The sequence below is a fragment of the Agriterribacter sp. genome, from assembly GCF_035445465.1.
Classification (GTDB): domain Bacteria; phylum Bacteroidota; class Bacteroidia; order Chitinophagales; family Chitinophagaceae; genus Agriterribacter.
Genome location: NZ_DAOMQT010000069.1, coordinates 1 through 19,328, shown reverse-complemented (window position 1 = coordinate 19,328; position 19,328 = coordinate 1). Strand labels below are relative to the sequence as shown.

17 protein-coding genes and 1 tRNA gene are annotated in these 19,328 nt (G+C 42.9%); 6 read left to right on the top strand and 12 right to left on the bottom strand.

From position 1 onward, the window contains the following. Positions 1–108 precede the first annotated feature (108 nt). Entirely contained in the window at positions 109–1,359 is a 1,251-nt protein-coding gene (locus PLE34_RS19825) for an NAD(P)/FAD-dependent oxidoreductase (protein ID WP_324559829.1), read from the top strand. 320 nt (positions 1,360–1,679) lie between these two features. Then, complete coding sequence (locus tag PLE34_RS19820) at positions 1,680–2,132, top strand: hypothetical protein (RefSeq protein WP_324559827.1); 453 nt, start codon at positions 1,680–1,682, stop codon at positions 2,130–2,132. Positions 2,133–2,189: 57 nt separating this feature from the next. Here PLE34_RS19820 and PLE34_RS19815 read toward each other — a convergent pair whose 3' ends face one another. Both PLE34_RS19815 and PLE34_RS19810 read right to left on the bottom strand, forming a co-directional pair. Further along, positions 2,190–3,239, bottom strand: coding sequence for an LIC11966 family surface protein (locus tag PLE34_RS19815; protein WP_324559825.1), 1,050 nt, complete (start codon positions 3,237–3,239; stop codon positions 2,190–2,192). A 57-nt stretch (positions 3,240–3,296) separates the two neighbouring features. Then, entirely contained in the window at positions 3,297–5,381 is a 2,085-nt protein-coding gene (locus PLE34_RS19810) for a S41 family peptidase (RefSeq protein ID WP_324559823.1), read from the bottom strand. Between the two features lie 321 nt (positions 5,382–5,702). Here PLE34_RS19810 and PLE34_RS19805 point away from each other — a divergent pair, with 321 nt between their 5' ends. Beyond that, complete coding sequence (locus PLE34_RS19805; protein WP_324559821.1) at positions 5,703–6,155, top strand: hypothetical protein; 453 nt, start codon at positions 5,703–5,705, stop codon at positions 6,153–6,155. 70 nt (positions 6,156–6,225) lie between these two features. Here PLE34_RS19805 and PLE34_RS19800 read toward each other — a convergent pair whose 3' ends face one another. Next, positions 6,226–7,650, bottom strand: coding sequence for a Gfo/Idh/MocA family protein (locus PLE34_RS19800; protein ID WP_324559819.1), 1,425 nt, complete (start codon positions 7,648–7,650; stop codon positions 6,226–6,228). A gap of 202 nt (positions 7,651–7,852) precedes the next feature. Here PLE34_RS19800 and PLE34_RS19795 point away from each other — a divergent pair, with 202 nt between their 5' ends. After that, positions 7,853–8,584 (top strand): copper homeostasis protein CutC, encoded by a 732-nt coding sequence (locus PLE34_RS19795; RefSeq protein WP_324559817.1) that lies wholly within the window; start codon positions 7,853–7,855, stop codon positions 8,582–8,584. A 186-nt stretch (positions 8,585–8,770) separates the two neighbouring features. Here PLE34_RS19795 and PLE34_RS19790 read toward each other — a convergent pair whose 3' ends face one another. Beyond that, the gene (locus PLE34_RS19790) at positions 8,771–9,763 is read right to left on the bottom strand and encodes a sugar phosphate nucleotidyltransferase (RefSeq protein ID WP_324559815.1); all 993 of its coding nucleotides are present in this window, start codon (positions 9,761–9,763) and stop codon (positions 8,771–8,773) included. Between the two features lie 66 nt (positions 9,764–9,829). Here PLE34_RS19790 and glyA point away from each other — a divergent pair, with 66 nt between their 5' ends. Beyond that, the gene (gene glyA / locus PLE34_RS19785; RefSeq protein ID WP_324559813.1) at positions 9,830–11,116 is read left to right on the top strand and encodes a serine hydroxymethyltransferase; all 1,287 of its coding nucleotides are present in this window, start codon (positions 9,830–9,832) and stop codon (positions 11,114–11,116) included. 23 nt (positions 11,117–11,139) lie between these two features. Continuing rightward, positions 11,140–11,556 carry a DUF4293 domain-containing protein gene (locus PLE34_RS19780; RefSeq protein ID WP_324559811.1) on the top strand — a complete coding sequence of 139 codons (417 nt, stop codon included), beginning with the start codon at positions 11,140–11,142 and terminating at the stop codon, positions 11,554–11,556. 80 nt (positions 11,557–11,636) lie between these two features. On the opposite strand, the gene PLE34_RS19775 is transcribed toward PLE34_RS19780, so the two are convergent. From PLE34_RS19775 to tuf, 8 genes are all read right to left on the bottom strand, one after another. Further along, positions 11,637–12,296: a hypothetical protein gene (locus PLE34_RS19775; protein WP_324559809.1), complete on the bottom strand. Its 660-nt coding sequence runs from the start codon at positions 12,294–12,296 to the stop codon at positions 11,637–11,639. 123 nt (positions 12,297–12,419) lie between these two features. Then, complete coding sequence (yidC, locus tag PLE34_RS19770) at positions 12,420–14,270, bottom strand: membrane protein insertase YidC (protein WP_324559807.1); 1,851 nt, start codon at positions 14,268–14,270, stop codon at positions 12,420–12,422. Between the two features lie 95 nt (positions 14,271–14,365). After that, the gene (gene pyrG / locus PLE34_RS19765; RefSeq protein ID WP_324559805.1) at positions 14,366–16,012 is read right to left on the bottom strand and encodes a CTP synthase; all 1,647 of its coding nucleotides are present in this window, start codon (positions 16,010–16,012) and stop codon (positions 14,366–14,368) included. A gap of 249 nt (positions 16,013–16,261) precedes the next feature. Further along, the gene (locus PLE34_RS19760; protein ID WP_324559803.1) at positions 16,262–16,618 is read right to left on the bottom strand and encodes a hypothetical protein; all 357 of its coding nucleotides are present in this window, start codon (positions 16,616–16,618) and stop codon (positions 16,262–16,264) included. A 370-nt stretch (positions 16,619–16,988) separates the two neighbouring features. Then, the gene (gene nusG / locus PLE34_RS19755) at positions 16,989–17,552 is read right to left on the bottom strand and encodes a transcription termination/antitermination protein NusG (protein WP_324559801.1); all 564 of its coding nucleotides are present in this window, start codon (positions 17,550–17,552) and stop codon (positions 16,989–16,991) included. 2 nt (positions 17,553–17,554) lie between these two features. After that, a complete protein-coding gene (secE, locus tag PLE34_RS19750) occupies positions 17,555–17,749 on the bottom strand; it encodes a preprotein translocase subunit SecE (RefSeq protein WP_324559799.1) in 195 nt (64 codons plus the stop codon). Positions 17,750–17,764: 15 nt separating this feature from the next. Further along, positions 17,765–17,835: transfer RNA gene (locus tag PLE34_RS19745), tRNA-Trp, on the bottom strand. 112 nt (positions 17,836–17,947) lie between these two features. Beyond that, on the bottom strand, positions 17,948–19,135 hold the full coding sequence (gene tuf, locus PLE34_RS19740; protein ID WP_324559797.1) for an elongation factor Tu: 1,188 nt from the start codon (positions 19,133–19,135) through the stop codon (positions 17,948–17,950). Positions 19,136–19,328: the final 193 nt, after the last annotated feature.

Below are 19,328 nucleotides of genomic sequence, written 5' to 3'. Positions count from 1 at the left end.
AATTTGCCTCATCATAAGTGACTGTTTTTTGTCAACCTATTTTAGGCATGCACAATTTGTAACTTGCAACCTGTACCCTGAAACCTGAAACTCGAAACCTGAAACTCAATGAAACATATAGTTGTTATTGGCGGCGGCATCATAGGCTTAAGCTCTGCCTATTACCTGCAACAGTCTGGTCATACTGTTACCGTTATAGACAAAAATGATTTTTCCGATAATTGTTCCTACGGCAATGCAGGCTATGTTTGCCCCAGTCATTTTGTTCCCCTTGCCGCTCCCGGTATAGTATGGAGGGGTTTAAAATGGATGTTTAATGCGCAAAGCCCGTTTTATATTCAACCTGCCTTAAACCGTTCATTGGCTGACTGGGGGCTCAGGTTTGCCCGCAGCGCCAATGCACGGCATGTAAAAAATTCGGCTATCCCTTTACGTGATATTGCTTTGCTGAGCCAGGGCGAATATGAAAGCTGGGCGGCCATCCCCGGATTTAATTTTGCCTATGAACATAAAGGTCTGCTGGAAATATTTCAAACCCGGGCCGTGGCAGCACACGCCAGTCATACCATAGAACAGGCAAAATCGCTGGGGCTGGAGGCTTCCTTACTGGATGCAGACGCGCTACAACGACTGGAACCCCATACAAGGATCAATGCACTCGGCGCTGTTTTGTTTAAGTGCGATGCGCACCTCTATCCCAATAAATTAATGCAGGGACTGCTTTCCCTGCTCAGGCAAAACGGGGTGAAGCTGGTAAGCGGAACGCCGGTAACCGGCTTTGAAAAAAACGGAACAATAATCAAAAAAGTAATTACACCGGCTGCAGATTTCGATGCCGGCGCGGTGGTGATCGCTACCGGGGCATGGAGCCGCGGGATAGCCGCCATGGTAAATACTAAAATTCCGCTCATGCCAGGACGGGGTTACTCGGTAACTTTAGAAGATGCTCCCTACCGGCTCCATCACCCGGCTGTGCTGGCAGAAGGCCGGGTAGCCATTACTCCCATGGACGGCAACAAGATCCGCTTTGGAGGAACGATGGAAGTGGTATCTACAACTACCCCGCCCCGTTACCAGAGAGTGCAGGGAATTTTAAACGCCGTGAAAAGCTTTTTCCCCGAATTTGATGTTCCCATGCCTGCACAGGATCAGCTATGGTATGGTTACCGTCCGTGTTCAGCCGATGGGTTGCCTTATATAGGAAAAATAAAAAGCTACAGCAACGTGGTGATTGCTACCGGTCATGCCATGCTGGGATTAAGCCTGGGTGCAGGCACCGGAAAATTGGTAAGCGAAATAATAAATGAAGAAAAGAGCAGCATTAACCTGGCGCCCTTTGCTGTGGAAAGATTCGGGTAACGCTACTCTTACTGCTTCAGCATGGGAAACAGCCTTCTTATCTCTTCATCAGAAGGCTGGGGTTCCTATTTGCAAATTTCGAATACTTCGGCATGCTTTATTACCGAAGCCTTTCCGTAAAATTTTTCGGCACTTCCTTCTGTTCGGGAATAACAGGTAGAGCAGAACGCAGTCCGAGCTGTTTTTTCTTTCATCAGCGCCCCCAAGAACTTTATATGGTATTAACATTTTCATTCAAATTGTTAACATCTGCCTAACCACCCTGTTGGATTGTTATTATGGCAAGAAGATTGTGTTATTATTACATTAACCGTAGTGAGATGAGGGAAAAAACACATATATCCGGTATGAAAACGGTGCTGAAGGTAGACCACAAATTGGAAACAGTGAAAGACACCATAGGAGCATTATTAGATAAAGGGAAAGGCTATCCTGAATCGTACTATAAGAATATATCAGCAAATTCATTTCTTTTTGGCTGGATAAAATCATTTTGCATTGTAATCATATCCGTAAAACTCATTCCGGACCAGAAAGATGGCACCATCATTAATATTGAAGCAACAAAGCCCGAACATGGTGCCGCCACCACCAATAATATACAGGATGCTTTTTATGATTTCTTAGGCCTCATGAAAAAGACCTTCCCTCATGAACCCTCACAGGCGCTGTTGTGGAAAAAAGAAAATGATAATAGCGGTGGTATATGGACATTCCTGTTTATAATACTGCTTGCCGCTTTTTTAAGCTGGTTTTATTTTTTTGGAAAATAAATCCGGGCTTTGGTACTTTTCTGTTATGCGTATTCTGGCTAATTTCCTTTACACCTGTCATCGCCTGAAATAAGGCGTATGCCCGTCGGAAAAGTCCTTATCTGTTTTTTGCCATAAATTGACCAGGTCTTTATTGGTTTCATACAGGCTTTTGTTGGCTGCGTTAAACCTGTTTACGCCGGCATTCATTTCCTCTACCGCTTTGTTGTACTGGTCCACATCCTGCTTTTTGCGCTCCCGTTCCGGCCTGGCATCAAAGGATTTCTTTACTTTTTCAAAATTTTCAGATGCAAGAATAAAAGTGATGATTCCCGGCACTTCCTTATCTGCCACCAGCCTGTAACGGTTTAGTATTTGCTTGCAGGTATTCACCAGCGATGCGTCGCCATCAAAGCCTTTCAGTGTGCCAAGCGAAGTCAGCCCCTCGTCTGCATAGGTCATCACTGCGTTACGCGCCTGCTCAATATCATTTACTTTACTACTTTGTATCGTCTTATTCATTTCATTCCACTGCCAGTTACATTTAAAGAAAAGCAGGTATATGCCATTCCGGTATTTAATAACATCGGCAGCCTTATTCATTTTTTCACTCATCGCCGAAGCTTCTTCCAAAAGCCTTATATTATACTTCTCCGCAAACTTTTTCGAGGCGTCATTCCGCTTTGCCTGGGCATCGTTTAATTTTTCGCTTGTTTTTTCCTGCAACAGCAAATAGGCCTGCATTTCGTTGAACGATTGCTCGGCGATCTCTTCTATATTCACGATTTTTACATAATCTTCATTAAAAACATGATACAGCAGATCAAGATAATCAATGCTGCTTTGCCGTAATTCCTTTTCACCTTTATATAAAGGAATACCTCTTAGATTGTTACGGCTGTTAATAATACCATCGAGCAACTGCTGCCGCATCCTTTCTACTTTTTTTATCCGTCCGCTGTGCGCAGCCGCGCTTACATAGGCCAGGTACTTCTGATTGGCTTCCTGCTCCGCTTTGTCAATCTGCTCCATATAATCCACAGGACTTTGCTCCTGAGCACAAACAAAAGATCCAATGGCAAATGGGAGCAAAAAGGATAACAAAAGGGTTGTGGTTATTTTTATCATATTTCAGGGTTTTGCATTGTATAGCTTTGAAACTAAAGGGAAATCATTTAGCACCGCTTATCCCGGGATCATTTTCACCAGCAACAGATAACAAATACCGATATAAGCATCACTGGCAAGGGAAGCCCTTGTTTCATTATCCATCTCGGTAAGCCATTCACTTGTTTTAAGCCGCTCCGTACGCATAACATGGTTGGCTACCGTAAAAAAAGCATGCGGCCGGTATGCTTCTAAAGTATCCAGCCAGCTTTGGCGTTCTTTTTTATATCGCAGCATGTCTTCCATTTTTAATGAAATTTCGCTTTGCTGCATTAAGCCTTTGATCTGCAGTTCATAGTTTTTAAGCATTTTAAAATAGGAGCTGGTATCCGTAACCGTTTGAGCAATGGCTTTTAATTCCTCCTTACGAACAGGGGGGTACGGCTTATAATATTTGTTGGATTCAACTGGTGCAAGCCTGAATGCAAACTTTTCGTCTTTTTCTTTGGTTCCAACGGTTTGTAACAGATCAGGCAAAATAATATCGGGGATAACGCCCTCCTGCTGTGCGGTAGTTCCGTTAACACGGTACAGCGCCGAACCGGTTATTTTTATAAAATGTTCCGCATTGCTGCTGTGCAGCGTTTCAGTTGTTACAGTAGTATCAAGCGGGAAAACGACCTGCCCGGTTGCCTTTCCGTAGGTTGGCGTTCCGGCAATTACAGCACGGTTATAATCCTGCAGGGCGGCAGAAAACAATTCGGAAGCCGATGCGCTGTACCCGTTAACCATAATCAGTAATGGTCCACTAAATATGCTTCCCGCATTTACATCTTTAAGCGTTAATACTTTCTGCTCTTTTTGTTTATACTGGGCAACAGGTCCGCCATCAATAAATATCCCCGAAAGCTCAACAGCTTCTTTCACTGACCCTCCCCCATTGTAGCGGATATCTATGATCAGCCCTTCAATGTTTTCTTTTTTCAGCTTAATAATTTCTTTTGCTACATCATTTGCGCAGCCGTAAATGCCCGTTTGCGTATCTTCCCAGTCAATGTAAAAATCCGGAATAGCAATATAGCCAACATTTTTTTCACCTTTCAAAATATAACCCTGTACTTTATTCTCTTCGTCTTCTTCCGTTGAAAACCTTTCTTTATAAAGCGTTACCTGCTTTGTAATGCCATCCGGCTTTTTTACCGTAAGTAATATTTTATCTGATTTTGTTTCATTAAACAGGCTGTCTAATTTTTTATAGCCGGAGCCTTTCACATCCATGGCCGGCTTTCCGGTTTCCTGCCATGTCATAAGCTTATCGCCGGCATTGAGGATACCGCTTTTGAAGGCGGAACTGCCGGGCTGCAGGTTAGCTATGATGATATCACCGGCTTCATTTTGGTCCAGCGCAATACCAAACCGGAGCGGCTTTTGGCCCAGGTCTTCATCAAAGGCTTCTTTTTCTTGTGCAGGCATAAAAGTGGTATGCGGATCATAACAATGCGCCAGCGCTTTGCAGAATAAATCGCCCAGTACAGCCCCGGCCTTTTCAGGTTCTGCCAGCTCAGCATATCCTTTTTGAAAAGCAGCGTATGCTTCTTTGCGAAGCCCGGCTTCACAGCTATCAACGAATTGCTTTTGCAATGCAGGGCTTTTCCCTTCAAACTGCGCGCTCATTTCCGTTATCGCTTCCAGCATCTGCCACTTCGTATGCTTATACAGTTTATTTTGCCTGCTGCCGGTATTGATTATATAAGCGGTATCTTCCGCTAACGCATATTTTTCCGCTATTGAAAAATCAAATGCCTGTTTACTGATCGTCTGCAGCAGGGAATCATTTTGCCGCATTCCTTTCTGCCAGGCAACAGTAGCTTTTTTAAGAAATGCAGTTCCCCGGTGCATAATTTCTTCATCAAGCATATTCCGGTAAACGCCAAGATCATTGATATCACTTACAGAGAAGATAAGCCTGTCGGGGTCGGCCGCTTTTATGAACTGGCTGAACAGGTCGTTACTAAGCCCATCATCCAGGGGACGGGGCTGAAGATGAAATTTTTCCACCATTCTTGCAATAAGGAACGCGTTGTGCATAGATTTGGAAAAATCCTGGGCAATGGTTGTAAGGGCTGAAACAAAAAAGAGTACCAGAAGGAGGCCGGGTTTCATAAGCCATATTTTGGGTAGAGAAAGTTAATTATTTTTATTTTACCAATACAAATTAATTGTTCTTTGCCGGGGTACATATGCTAATAACGTCTTTCTGCTGGCATAAATTATCATAGCTTCATTATTCACAGATTTTGCACAACATTCATTTACTCATTCAATTAACATCTCCGTTGCCGTTAGAGCGATCGCAGGGCTGGCTCCTGTTTTATTTGCGCTAAAGCCGAATCATTATTGCCTTGTGGGGGTAGCAAATTAAACCTGGCCGGTTATACCAGTAACCGTACGCGCTTTATTATATGCATTTAAAAACTTGATATTATGAATGAAATATTGCTTGTTGTGCTCATTGCATTTACGCTGATCACTTTTTTTACTTTGAACAAAAAAATAGGAGCTGCCACTTCTATAGAACAACAAATTTTACAACAGGAATATGCCCATCCTCCGGTAAGCGGTATAACCAGAGTGATTTACCAGGGCATGATCAAAGAAGCGGAATTCAATTATGGCAGGGTATGGTCGGCTACGGCTATTACCGGTATGGTTCCGGAAATACCAAACCGGCAAAACGAAATTACTGTTGTTTACCATCAGCCTGGCAACAGATCAAAGCAATATCCCTGTTACCCGGAACCGGTATACGGCAAAGTGGCCGACACCGTAACCGATGCCATTGCCCTTTTGCCGGGTGAGGCGGTATGTGTCATGTCATCCATCAGCGACTTTCAATACCGTCATGTTCTCGCTGCGCTTGATGATGATATGGAATAAAAAGGCGCCTTTACGGCGCCAAATAACGGGTGGTTTATCAATCAGGAATGTTTTTAAACCTACTTATTCACTATCCTTTTTTTACTTCTCTTACCGTGGTATTACCGCCTCCTTCCAGGGTAAGATTTACGGGTTTATTGGTTTGCCAGTTACCCCTGCTGAAGTCGGGTACGTCTACCGTTTTTGAATTTTTGGCTACCGACTTTTCACTGAGCGGCCCTATAACGCTCCACAGAACGCCATCATATACATCCTGATCTAACGGAAGTCCATTGCGCAGGCAATCAATCAAACGCCAGTCCATCATAAAGTCCATACCGCCATGGCCACCTACTTTTTTGGCAATATCACCAACATGCCGCACAATTTCGGGCGTATATTTATCGTATAATGCTGTTAGCTCTTCCGGCTTGATCCATTCATGCCCAAAAGCAATCCTTTCAGGCTCAGGATATTTTTGCGCAACGCCCTTCGTGCCACTTATTAAGTGAAGGCGCGAATACGGCCGGGGTGAAGTAACATCATGCTGCAGCATAATGGTCTTTCCCTTATAGGTTCGGATAATGCTGGTATTCATATTGCCGCGGTAGGGCTTACCCACAAATTGGTTATAAAGAGAAGGATCTTCCACCGCTTTTTCCCTTGCTGTTGCATTCATCATAAAGTCGTTCGATGACATGGAAACCATATGATCCATCTTATCGCCCCTGTTAATATCAAGGCACTGTGCAATGGGTCCTAATCCGTGCGTAGGATACAGGTTGCCGTTCCGGGATTCGTTTTCCCTTAAACGCCACATTCTGGAATAACTGGTTTTTCCGAAATTGGAATCCAGCAAGTCATGTATGTATGCGCCTTCGGCATGTATGAGTTCACCAAACAAACCATTACGCGCCATATTTAAAGTAAGCAGTTCAAAAAAATCATAGCAGGTGTTCTCCAGCATCATGCAATGCTTTTTTGTTTTTTCCGATGTTTCCACTAACTGCCAGCATTCATCAACAGTAACGGCAATGGGCACCTCCGATGCGGCATGTTTTCCGTTTTTCATGGCATATACCGCCATTGGTGTATGCAGTTGCCAGGGCGTGCAGATATATACCAAATCAATATCCCCGCTTTCACACAATGCTTTCCAGCCTTCTTCTCCCGTATATTCTTTAGCTTTTAACAACCCTTTATCCGTAAGTGTTTTTTGTGCCAGAGGAATTCTTTCGGGGCGGTTGTCGCACAGGGCAACAATTTCAGCGCTTTCAATAAAAGATAAGCGGCCAACGGCCCCGGAACCCCTGTTTCCCAGCCCGATAATACCAATACGCACTTTATCTATCTTAGGTGCAGCGTAGCCACACATATTAAACCTGGCTTTCCCGGCAGCAAACGATAATACGTCTTCATCAGTTGAAAGGTCTTTCCCGAGTACCGGTAACCCGGCAGCAATCGCTCCTGTACCTAAAGTAACGTTGCGTAAAAAACTTCTGCGGTTGGATGTCATAAAGCAAAAATTAAATGATTGAAATGATGAAACGCTAATATCCCCAATTTGCACGAATAAAAGCTATTATCATAAAATAAGCACAATCGTTTGCTTTGCAAAACTATTGTTCAGCGGAGGATTTATTACCTTTCAGGCTCAAAAAGCACAGGATGAGCAGCAAGGTTGCTTTGCCTGCTGCTTTTCATGCACAACTTTCATTATGATGTATCTGCTCGAAGTAATTGCTTTTACTATAGAATCTGTTTTACTGGCGCAACAATCAGGTGCGCACCGCATTGAGCTATGCGATAATCCGGCAGAAGGCGGTACTACTCCCGGCTACGGTATGATTAAAACCGCAAGGGAAAGATCATCGCTCCTGCTTTATCCTATCATTCGTCCGCGTGGCGGAGATTTTTTATACAGCAGCGAGGAATTTGAGATCATGAAAAGAGATGTATTGCTTTGTAAAGAGCTGGGCTGCGACGGCGTGGTAATCGGCTTATTACAGTCTGATGGAAGCATTGATAAAAAGCGTACCGCGATACTGGCAGAAACCGCTTATCCGCTTGGCGTAACCTTTCACCGGGCATTTGATCGTGTTGCCAACCCTTTTGAAGCGCTGGAAGATGTAATAGCCTGCGGATGTGAAAGGATCCTCACCAGCGGATTGAAACCTGCAGCACCGGAAGGAGCGGAAACCATTGCGCATCTTGTAAGGCAGGCTAATGAACGCATCATCATTATGCCGGGGTCGGGGGTAAGGTCCGATAATATTGCCGCGCTGGCCAAACAAACACTGGCTACGGAATTTCATTCTTCAGCCAGGCAAATGGTAAATTCCAGCATGGATTATTTGAATAACAGCATGAATGAAACCCTGCAAACCGTTCAATTAAACATAGCGGAAGTGAAGGCAATGAAAGTGGCTTTAGAGCGCTTGTTAATTTGAGATAGGAGAGCCGGCAGTCAGGTGTTAGCCGTCAGCTTTCAGCAACTACCAACAATAGCATGAATACCCTTCTTATATTGCCCGTAGCTGATTGCCGACAGCCAGTACCGACTCTTTGTATTCCTTCGCATTTCGGATTTGAGATTTATTTGGTTCTTGTTATTTGCTATTTGGTTCTTTTTCTATCTATCCCAAATCAATTTGCGTATTATCACCAATATTCAATGTACGCGTTTCCCCTTTAATTTCAGTATCACTTCCTACCAGGGAATTATGCAGCACCACGTTACTTAAATTAGCAAAATCACCAATAATGGAATCCTTCACAACGGAGTAGGAAACTTTTGCTTCCTCGCCAATCGCCACATTGGGCCCTATGATGGCATTACTAATTTCACAACCGCTGCCGATACTAACCGGTGGAACTATAATAACATTTTCAAAAGTATGGTTGGGCGATATTCTGCCGCCTAATTTCTTCATCAATGTGGCATTGCTTTCAAGGAGGGTATCTATCTTTCCGCAATCGAACCAGTTCTGCACTTTAAACGATTGAAATACCACCCCACTTTTAATCATACATTCCAGCGCATCGGTAAGGCTATATTCTTTTCCGCTTTGTATGCCCTCCCGGATATTGTTTTCGAGACATGAAAAAAGGAAGCCGGTATCTTTTATTTTATAGATGCCCACCAGCGCCATGTTGGATTTGGGTATTTGCGGCTTCTCCACTACCCTTGTAATAACAGCATTTTCATCAATTTCCGCTACCCCAAAATCGCGCGGATCATCTACTTTTTTTACGCCCAGCATAGAACTACTGTTTCGCAAAATCTCATTGATATCGTATTCGCAGATCGTATCTCCCAATACAATAAACACTTCATCTTTTTCTACCACGTCTTTGGTAAGATAAATGGCATGTCCCAAACCATGTCTCTCATTTTGCAATATAAAATGACAGAGCAGGTGCGGATAATGTTGTTTTACATAATCCTGTATCTTATCACCGAGATAGCCAATAATAAAAACAAATTCTTTAATGCCCGCTTCAGCCAGTTGATCCACAATAATGCTCAGTAATGTTTTTCCGGCAAGCGGGATCAGCGCTTTGGGTTGAGTATATGTATGCGGTCGCAGCCTTGTACCTGCCCCGGCTACGGGTATAATTGCTTTCATGTGTTATCTGATGCTTTGAAAAGGTGAAAATAGTGAAATTCAAGATTGTTGCGTTATTTTTGCGCCATGCAAAAAGATACATTGATATTTGACCTCATTAACAAAGAGCTGGAACGCCAGCGTAAAGGCATAGAATTAATCGCATCCGAAAATTTTACTTCCCTGCAGGTAATGCAGGCTATGGGCACAGTGGCCACCAATAAATATGCAGAAGGGTACCCCGGCAAACGCTTTTACGGCGGCTGTGAAGTGATAGACGAAATTGAAACTATAGCTATAAACCGGTTGAAGCAGATTTTTAATGCCAGTTGGGCAAATGTGCAACCCCATAGCGGCGCGCAGGCCAATACGGCAGTATTTTTAGCCTGCCTGAAGCCGGGTGATAAAATCCTGGGGCTGAACCTGAGCATGGGCGGCCATCTTACCCACGGCAGCCCCGCCAATTTCAGCGGCAAAAACTATCAGGCCCTGTTTTATGGTGTAAAAAAAGACACGGGTATTGTAGATTACGACCAACTGGAAGCTACCGCCCTGGCCGAAAAACCTAAAATGATCATTTGCGGCGCATCGGCATATAGCCGCGACTGGGATTATAAACGTATCCGTGAAGTAGCTGATAAAATTGGCGCCATAGTGCTGGCAGATATTGCACACCCGGCAGGTATGATCGCCAAAGGATTATTAAACGATCCCTTTGAGCATTGCCATATTGTAAGTTCTACCACGCATAAAACATTGCGGGGACCAAGAGGCGGTATCATTATGCTGCGTCATGATTTCGACAATCCGTTTGGTGTAAAAGATCCCAAGGGCAACATACGCCCCATGAGCGCGCTGCTCGACCTGGCCGTTTTCCCGGGCACCCAGGGCGGCCCATTAGAACATATCATAGCAGCCAAAGCGGTTTCCTTTGGAGAAATACTTACAGATGAATATACCACCTACGCGCGGCAGGTAATAAGCAATGCCCAGGCTATGTCGAAGGCTTTTGTAAAACGCGGGTATAACCTTATCAGCAACGGAACCGATAACCATTTAATGCTGATTGATTTAAGAAATAAGAACTTAACCGGCAAAAAAGCACAGGAAACATTAGATAAGGCTCATATTACCCTAAACAAAAACGCCGTGCCTTTTGATGATAAAAGTCCGTTTGTAACTTCAGGCATACGGGTAGGTGTACCTGCAGTTACCACCCGCGGGCTAAAAGAGGAACATATGGAACCCATTGTGGAAATGATTGATACCGTGCTGAAGGATACCGAAAATGAGCAGCAGATAAAAGCGGTGCAGCAGCAGGTGCACCTGTTCATGCAGCAGTTCCCGCTATATCCCGAACTAATGTTAAGTTAACCATAATATTATAACTGACCCGTATGTTACAACGCATGCAAACCATCTGGCTGTTACTGGCCGCTGTTTTCTCCTTTTTTACACTTCGCTTTCCCGTTTATAACGGCAATAAGCTGGTGAACGGCATGAGCGAATACAATATGCTGAGCGCTACCAGCAGCTTGTTCCTGATCATTCTCGCTGTTGCTGCCGGATTGATAGCGCTGATCGCCGTGTTTTTATATAAGAACAGGCCCATGCAGCAAAAACTATGCTTTGCGGGTTTGTTGCTTTTTATTATCTCCGGCGTACTGTATTATATGCAGATCAAATCTTTTACGGAAGGCGCATTTAGCCTGTGGGCTGTTTTTTATTTTCTGATACCGGTATGTTTTATACTGGCAATGAGAGGCATATACCGCGATCAGAAATTAGTAAAAAGCATTGACCGGTTACGCTGATGCAGGGATACTTTACAGTATAATCTATCTATTTGTGAAATTTTTCCGCTATGCTTAATGACGGGCTTTTGCGGGCTTAGCTAATTTCCTTTTAGCTTTGTGCTTTCCTGGTAAGTAAGCTCACGGTATCCGCTAACAGGAGCACTGAACTTTTGAATGGGAACAGGATCAAAAGTGATTTTAGACGCGGTATATTTTACTTTCAGGTTACCAACAGAAGATTCATATTCGAGAGGAAGACCAGGTAAGCTTTTGAACTGGTAATCATAATCCTTATTTTCTGTTACCAGCTCCTTTGTATAAAAAACGGTAAAGCTGGTTCCGTCCTTTAATTTAGCTACCGCCTTCTGACAGGCGTATCCCGCAATATTTTTAGTTTCATTTTGAGGGGTAAAGGTTATACCTGCGTATTTCTTATTCAGATCAGCCCAGTCTTCCCTGGCCATATGAATAAGCAATTTTTGATTGCCATATTCTTTAAGCACTACACCGGTATTACTTTTAGCATCCTGCAGGGTAATAGTAGAGCCGAGGGGACTGATCATTTCTATACGGCTTTGACTGCCTTTTAAAAACAGGATTGTAGTAACGCCATCAAACATATCGGCCAGTTGGGGCTCTTTACTGCCGGTTTGAACCGTTATATCATATACAATCGTTCCTTCTGAAAGTATTTTTTGAGCCGGGACTACATTACTGATTATCAAAGCCGTTGCTATAAAAAGCAGGTATCTGAACATATGCTCTTGATTAAGGGTTACATAGGTAAAGATAGGAAAATGCAGGGCAAGGTTGTATTGCCGCGTTAATAAACAGATATGTTAAAAAAAGAACATTACAACAATAAAACTAACCGGTGTTATTCACCTCCCCTTACCGCCGCCCTGCGGCTTACTTTTTGTTTGTTGTAACTTTTTTTGTGTTTCCTGCATTTGTTCGAGCCGCTCCTGCCACTTGCTCTTTACTTTAGGCTTCTTCTTATTGAGCTCCAGCTTGGCTAATATCTTATCATGATCAATGATAAAATTCTGGATCACATACTGCAGGATGAGCGTAATAACGTTGGATACCGTATAATACCAGGTAAGCGCAGAGGGTAATCCGTTAAATATACCCAGCAACATTACCGGGAAAAAATACGGCATATACTTCATCATAGGGTTATCCATATTAGGCGTTTGCGCCATGCTGTATATGGATATCAAAAGGCTGGTTACGGTAGCCAGGATCGTAAATAAGCTGATATGATTACCATAAAACGGAATATTGAACCCGAATGTAAGGATGGAATCATAAGAAGAGAGATCAGTGGCCCATAAGAAATGCTGCCCCCGGAGCTCAATGGTAGCGTTAAAAAAGCTATACAACGAAAAGAATATAGGGATCTGCAGCAAGGCGGGTATACAGCCTCCAAGAGGATTAACCCCGGCGCTCCTGTATACTTTCATTTGTTCCATAGCATAAGCCTGCTGATCATCTTTAAGCTTGGCTTTTAAAATATCCAGCTCCGGACGAAGGGCTTTCATTTTGGCGCCACTGAGGTAACTGGTGTATACTAAGGGGGAAGTAAGTAAGCGAATGAATATCGTAAGTAACGCAATTACCATCCCATAGCTTCCTACGAATCCCTTGAAGAAATCAAAAACCGGCATTACCAGCCATTTATTAATATACTTAACAAAGGCATAAATACCCTGTCCGAGGTTAATTACGTCCTGAAGCCCGATATCGTAGCTCTTCAGAATATCATAATCATTTGGCCCGTAATATATCTGCAGCGGAACAACAGCCGTATTGCCGGCGGGAAGCATAAGCTTAAGATTAGCGGAAGCAGCAGTTATTATTCCTGTAGAATCGTGGCTTTCGGAGCAATGAATATTACCTGAGCTAAAATTATTTTTGGCAATGAGCGTAGTATTAAAGAACTTTTGCTTCACGCTGAGCCAGTGTACCGGGCTTTCGAATTGCTTTTCCGATGAACGTCCCAGCGTAAAATAGTCATATTCGTTTTTTGTCCAGAACCCTACCTGTGTTTCTCTTTTTTCGGTTATAATATCTTTTTCATGCTGCTTTACTTCATTCTGCCATAACAGATTAATGCTGTTTTGTGTAAGCAAGCTGTTTACCCCGTCAATTTCAATGCTCCAGTCAACCATGTATTGATCCTTACGCAGCGTAAACCGGTGAATGAGCCCCTGTCCTGAAGAATCCTTTAGCTGGTAGGTTATGGTTTGACTGCCATCTGCATTTTGGGTTACTGCTCCACCGTCAAAAAACAAATCGCTGATCTGTATGGAACGGTTGGCGGCCGTATTTACGGGGTAACTGAGCTTATCGAACCCCTCCTCAACCAATTTAACAGCCTGGCTATCTATGGATTTGTAGTGCTTTAATTGTACCCGTTTAGGCTGTGCTCCTTTATTGGTAAAAGTAATCTTCAATACATCGTTTTCTAATACCGTTTCATTTTCACCGGCGTTTACAGCCGTTACAAACTGGCCTGCTGCGGCCACTCTGCTTTGAGTTGCCAGGTGAACGGAATCGGCACGAACCACACTGCTGTCTACCTTGGGCTGAAGCATTGCCAGCGAATCCTGTATATGCCTTTGTTGCTTTTCTACATCAAGTTGTCCCTGACGGGTAAAATAAAAAAAACCCAGAAACATCACAGCCAGCAATACAAAACCAAGAATCGCATTTTTATCAAATTGCATATTACCTTAAAATTTGAGTGGGCAAAGGTAACATCTTTGAATAAACTTTAAGGATGTAAACCAAATTGTTTCGGTAAGCAACAAAATCAAGCCGGTTATATCATTTCGCTCTGTAAGGATGGCTTTTTGCTGGTGTTTTTTTCTTCAGCGAAATCTTTGGCGGCATTAACAAAGCTTACGAATAAAGGATGGGGGTTTTCCACCGTACTTTTTAATTCGGGGTGATACTGTACGCCTATAAAATAAGGATGATTGGACAGTTCAATGATTTCAACCAACCCGCTTTCGGTATTTTTTCCGCTGGCTATCATACCGTTTTCTTCAAAAGCAGATAAATAGGCGTTGTTAAATTCCCAGCGATGACGGTGCCTTTCGCTGATAGTAGCCTTACCATATATTTGCCGTGCACGGCTCCCTTCTTTCAAATCGCAGGGGTAAGCGCCCAGGCGCATGGTGCCTCCTTTGGCGGTAACTTTCTTCTGCTCTTCCATTAAATCAATTACTGCATGGGTTGTGTCGGCGTTCATTTCAGTAGAGTGCGCATCTTTAAGATGTAAAACATTCCTGGCAAATTCAATAACCGACATTTGCATGCCAAGGCAGATGCCTAAAAACGGCAATCCATTTTCCCTTGCATATTTAACAGCCAGTATTTTCCCCTCTATACCACGCAAACCAAAGCCCGGGGCAACAAGTAATCCATCAAGGTTACTGAGCTTTTCGTTAACATTTTCCCCGCTGATGAACTCGCTGTGTATATTAATCACATTTACGCTACACTCATTTACCGCGCCTGCATGTACAAAAGCTTCCAATATAGATTTGTATGCATCCTGCAGCTCTATATATTTACCTATTAAACCAATATTTACCTTGCTCTTGGGGTATTTCAGCTTATCCAGAAATTCTTTCCATTTGCCCAATTCGGGTTCATTGTAATTTTGAATAGCCAGTTTTTTCAGACATATCTGGTCAAGCTTTTCGCGCATCATGGTTAAAGGCACTTCATAAATAGTAGATGCATCGGCCGATTCAATTACCGCATCCAGCTTTACATTGCAGAATAAAGCGATTTTCCTCCGTATTTCAGGAGTTAAGGGTCTTTCGGTACGACATACAATGATATCGGGGTTAACACCTTCCTGGCTTAAAAGCTTTACGCTGTGCTGTGTTGGTTTTGTTTTTAATTCCTTTGCTGCTTTTAAGTAAGGTATCAGGGTAAGGTGTACCACCAGGCAATCTTCATCCGGCAATTCCCATTGCAACTGGCGAACCGCCTCAATAAAGGGCAGGCTTTCAATATCTCCCACCGTTCCGCCCAATTCCGTTATTACAATATCAAATCCGCCCTTTCCGAGTAACAGCATCCTTCGTTTTATTTCATCTGTAATATGCGGAATAACCTGAACGGTTTTACCCAGATAAGCGCCTTCTCTTTCTTTGTTAATTACAGTTTGGTATATGCGGCCGGTAGTTACATTATTAGCCTGGGAGGTAAAAATATTCAGGAAACGTTCATAATGCCCCAAATCCAGGTCCGTTTCAGCTCCATCTTCCGTAACATAACACTCTCCATGTTCATAAGGATTTAAGGTACCAGGATCAACATTAATATAGGGGTCAAATTTTTGTATGGTTACTTTTAAGCCACGTGCCTGCAGCAGCTTTGCTAAAGAAGCAGAAATGATACCCTTACCCAAAGAAGAAGTTACGCCACCGGTAACAAAAATGTACTTGGCCATGTCTTAAATAAATTAATAATGTATAGATCTTATTTTAGAATATGATTGCGCTTAATGAAAAGCCAGTCTATTGCGACCTGCAAAAATGGAAGAAATATATTCGGAGGTCATGCAAAGTTACAGTTTTTTATTCCGACATAAGAAGCCGCATGACCCGGAATGTGGAAAAATTTATATTCCGGTGTATAATTTCATAAAAAAACCTCCGGTGAAGGAGGTGGGATTAAGATTAAAGAGAATTTAATGGGTTCAATCTTTAATCAGCTCTATTGAAAATTGCTTATAAGCGTTATATACTAATTTACAGGTATAAAAGCCGGAATAAACGGGAGTAGTACTTTCGGCAGTTAATGATTCCTGCCTTCCGCTTGTTTCTACTATAAATGCAGGGTGAGCCGGGAAAGCGGCAAAAGACCGGTAGCCTGTAGTAGCTTTTGGATTCAACATATCAAATATAATGTTGCCACCCGGTGCAGGAATTATCAGTTTCTCTATTTGAAGAGTGGTAGCATTATGTATGCGAACTTCAACACCAGCAGTACCATCTTTCTTGTTGCAGGAAAAAAAAATGCAACAGGTAAGAAGAAGAAAAGTTACCTTTTTCATGATATTGGGTTTTGGAAAAGCCCTTTACGGGGCGCCAATAACCAATATAAGAAAACGATAAGCTATCTGAAATATTGCAATATGGCGGGAAAAATGGGCGATCAGGTATTAGGAGCTATCAGTTGGGTAACTGCTAACGATAAGGCGAAGGCTCCTTCGTTTTTTTGATTTGTGGTTTATGGTTTGTGGTTTATGGTTGCATTTCGCTTCGAATTTCGGATTTCTGGCTTCGGATTTAATTTTCTGTCATTGGCAGTGGAACCGTTAGTACTTTCATTGCGCGGAAAACAGGAAAGCTTCAGTGAAATAAAAAAACCTGCCGGTTAAGCAGGTTCAAAATATATAGCAAAAGTTAAAAGCAAGTGGTGTATCAGGCTAATTTTTCTACCTGCATGTAATTCAATTCTACGGGTGTAGCCCTGCCGAATATCTTTACATTCACTTTTAATTTTTTCTTTTCATCATTTACTTCTTCAATTACACCGTTAAAATCGTTGAAAGGGCCATCAATGATTTTGATGGTTTCACCTATAATAAAAGGTTCGCTCATGGTTACCCCGCCATCGCTCATTTCATCTACTTTACCCAGCATTTTATTAACTTCAACTTTACGCAGGGCAATGGGATTTTCCTTTCCCAGGAAATGAATAACACTATTGGTATTTTTAATGGTGGAGATGATTTCGTCACTGAGTTTACCCGGTTCTACCTCAATCATCACATACCCGGGATAGAAATTTCTTTCCCGCATCACTTTCTTCCCGTTCTGCACCTTATATACTTTTTCTACAGGAAGAAAAACCTGCTTCACCACCTTACCCCAGTCGCTGCGTGCAATTTCCTTATCAAGGTATTCTTTTACCTTTCTTTCCTTACCACTCACTACGCGCAGCACGTACCATTTGGTTTCCTGTTCATTAACTACTTCTTCCATTATTATTTAAATAAGGAGTAAACAAATTTTAATATCGAATTGCTGAAAAAATCCATAACCCATACCAGTGCTGTTATAATTACAGTAGCAACCAAAACGATAGTGGTAGACTGTTGTAATTGCAGCCAGGTGGGCCAGGTTACCTTTTCCATCAATTCATGATATGAATCCTTAAAGTATGCACTTATTTTATTCATAATTATTTTTTCAGGCACGGGCACAAGGATTCGAACCCTGATCAAAGGTTTTGGAGACCTCTATTCTACCATTGAACTATGCCCGTAAAGCATTTTAAGAACTTCTTATTTAGAAACAAAGTACCTGGACAGTATCCAGATACTTTGCAAAAGTATACAAACCTTCCCAATTTTTTGGTACTTACCTAAAAGGGGTGGCTATTTTATGATTTCGGTTACCTGACCAGCGCCTACCGTACGCCCGCCTTCACGAATAGCGAATTTAAGCCCTTTTTCCATAGCAATAGGCTGAATCAGCTTAACCGACAGTGATGTATTATCACCGGGCATAACCATTTCAGTTCCTGCCGGTAATTCTACTTCGCCGGTAACATCGGTTGTACGGAAATAGAACTGAGGACGGTATTTATTAAAGAAAGGAGTGTGACGTCCGCCTTCTTCTTTGCTCAGTACGTATACTTCTCCCTTAAATTCTGTGTGGGGAGTGATAGAACCGGGTTTACAAATTACCATGCCTCTGCGGATCTGGTTTTTTTCAATACCACGGAGCAGCAGGCCTGCATTATCACCAGCTTCACCTTCATCTAACAGTTTGCGGAACATTTCCACACCTGTAACTGTAGACGTTAATGGCTTTTCCATTAAACCAACAATTTCAACACCTTCCTGTATCTTAACGCGGCCTCTTTCAATACGGCCGGTAGCAACAGTACCACGACCGGTAATAGAGAACACGTCTTCAACGCTCATCAGGAACGGCAAATCAACAGGACGGGGAGGTAATGGAATATAAGAATCCACCGCATCCATTAATTCATCAATAGCGCCAACCCATTTCTCATCACCCGCCAAAGCGCCTGTAGCGGAACCTTTAATGATGGGCGTATTATCGCCATCGAAACCGTTTTTGGTTAACAGTTCGCGGATTTCCATTTCTACCAGCTCCAGTAATTCCGGATCATCTACAAGATCAACCTTGTTCATAAACACCACCATACGGGGCACACCCACCTGGCGGGCCAACAGAATATGCTCTCTGGTTTGAGGCATCGGGCCATCAGTAGCAGCTACAACCAGGATGGCTCCGTCCATCTGGGCAGCGCCGGTAATCATATTCTTTACATAGTCAGCGTGACCAGGGCAGTCTACGTGCGCATAGTGCCTGTTAGCTGTTTGATACTCAACGTGCGCAGTATTAATGGTGATACCCCTTTCTTTTTCTTCAGGAGCACCATCAATGTCGTCGTATTTTCTTGCTTGCGCCATTCCTTTTTTAGAAAGTACTTCTGTAATGGCAGCAGTAAGCGTTGTTTTACCATGGTCAACGTGACCGATAGTTCCAACGTTAACGTGGGGTTTGTCCCTCTTGAAGGTCTCTTTTGACATCTGTTATCTGTTTTAAAGTTGCGGTTTAAAATTGTAGCTGCATCCCGCAAACATTATATTACAGGCTGCAAACTGATTTGCTTTACTCTATTTTATTTATAAACCCCGGTTAGAGGGAATTATACGTTTAAAAGTTCAGAGCCGTTGATGAGAATTGAACTCACGACCTCTTCCTTACCAAGGAAGTGCTCTA

Bases quoted from the DNA above. Each gene is read 5' to 3' on its own strand.
- tuf (WP_324559797.1), bottom strand. From the start codon at position 19,135: ATGTCAAAAGAGACCTTCAAGAGGGACAAACCCCACGTTAACGTTGGA.
- PLE34_RS19790 (WP_324559815.1), bottom strand. From the start codon at position 9,763: ATGAAAGCAATTATACCCGTAGCCGGGGCAGGTACAAGGCTGCGACCG.
- PLE34_RS19780 (WP_324559811.1), top strand. From the start codon at position 11,140: ATGTTACAACGCATGCAAACCATCTGGCTGTTACTGGCCGCTGTTTTC.
- yidC (WP_324559807.1), bottom strand. From the start codon at position 14,270: ATGCAATTTGATAAAAATGCGATTCTTGGTTTTGTATTGCTGGCTGTG.
- PLE34_RS19825 (WP_324559829.1), top strand. From the start codon at position 109: ATGAAACATATAGTTGTTATTGGCGGCGGCATCATAGGCTTAAGCTCT.
- PLE34_RS19805 (WP_324559821.1), top strand. From the start codon at position 5,703: ATGAATGAAATATTGCTTGTTGTGCTCATTGCATTTACGCTGATCACT.
- PLE34_RS19760 (WP_324559803.1), bottom strand. From the start codon at position 16,618: ATGAAAAAGGTAACTTTTCTTCTTCTTACCTGTTGCATTTTTTTTTCC.
- PLE34_RS19795 (WP_324559817.1), top strand. From the start codon at position 7,853: ATGATGTATCTGCTCGAAGTAATTGCTTTTACTATAGAATCTGTTTTA.
- PLE34_RS19810 (WP_324559823.1), bottom strand. From the start codon at position 5,381: ATGAAACCCGGCCTCCTTCTGGTACTCTTTTTTGTTTCAGCCCTTACA.
- PLE34_RS19800 (WP_324559819.1), bottom strand. From the start codon at position 7,650: ATGACATCCAACCGCAGAAGTTTTTTACGCAACGTTACTTTAGGTACA.
- glyA (WP_324559813.1), top strand. From the start codon at position 9,830: ATGCAAAAAGATACATTGATATTTGACCTCATTAACAAAGAGCTGGAA.
- secE (WP_324559799.1), bottom strand. From the start codon at position 17,749: ATGAATAAAATAAGTGCATACTTTAAGGATTCATATCATGAATTGATG.
- pyrG (WP_324559805.1), bottom strand. From the start codon at position 16,012: ATGGCCAAGTACATTTTTGTTACCGGTGGCGTAACTTCTTCTTTGGGT.
- PLE34_RS19820 (WP_324559827.1), top strand. From the start codon at position 1,680: ATGAGGGAAAAAACACATATATCCGGTATGAAAACGGTGCTGAAGGTA.
- PLE34_RS19775 (WP_324559809.1), bottom strand. From the start codon at position 12,296: ATGTTCAGATACCTGCTTTTTATAGCAACGGCTTTGATAATCAGTAAT.
- nusG (WP_324559801.1), bottom strand. From the start codon at position 17,552: ATGGAAGAAGTAGTTAATGAACAGGAAACCAAATGGTACGTGCTGCGC.
- PLE34_RS19815 (WP_324559825.1), bottom strand. From the start codon at position 3,239: ATGATAAAAATAACCACAACCCTTTTGTTATCCTTTTTGCTCCCATTT.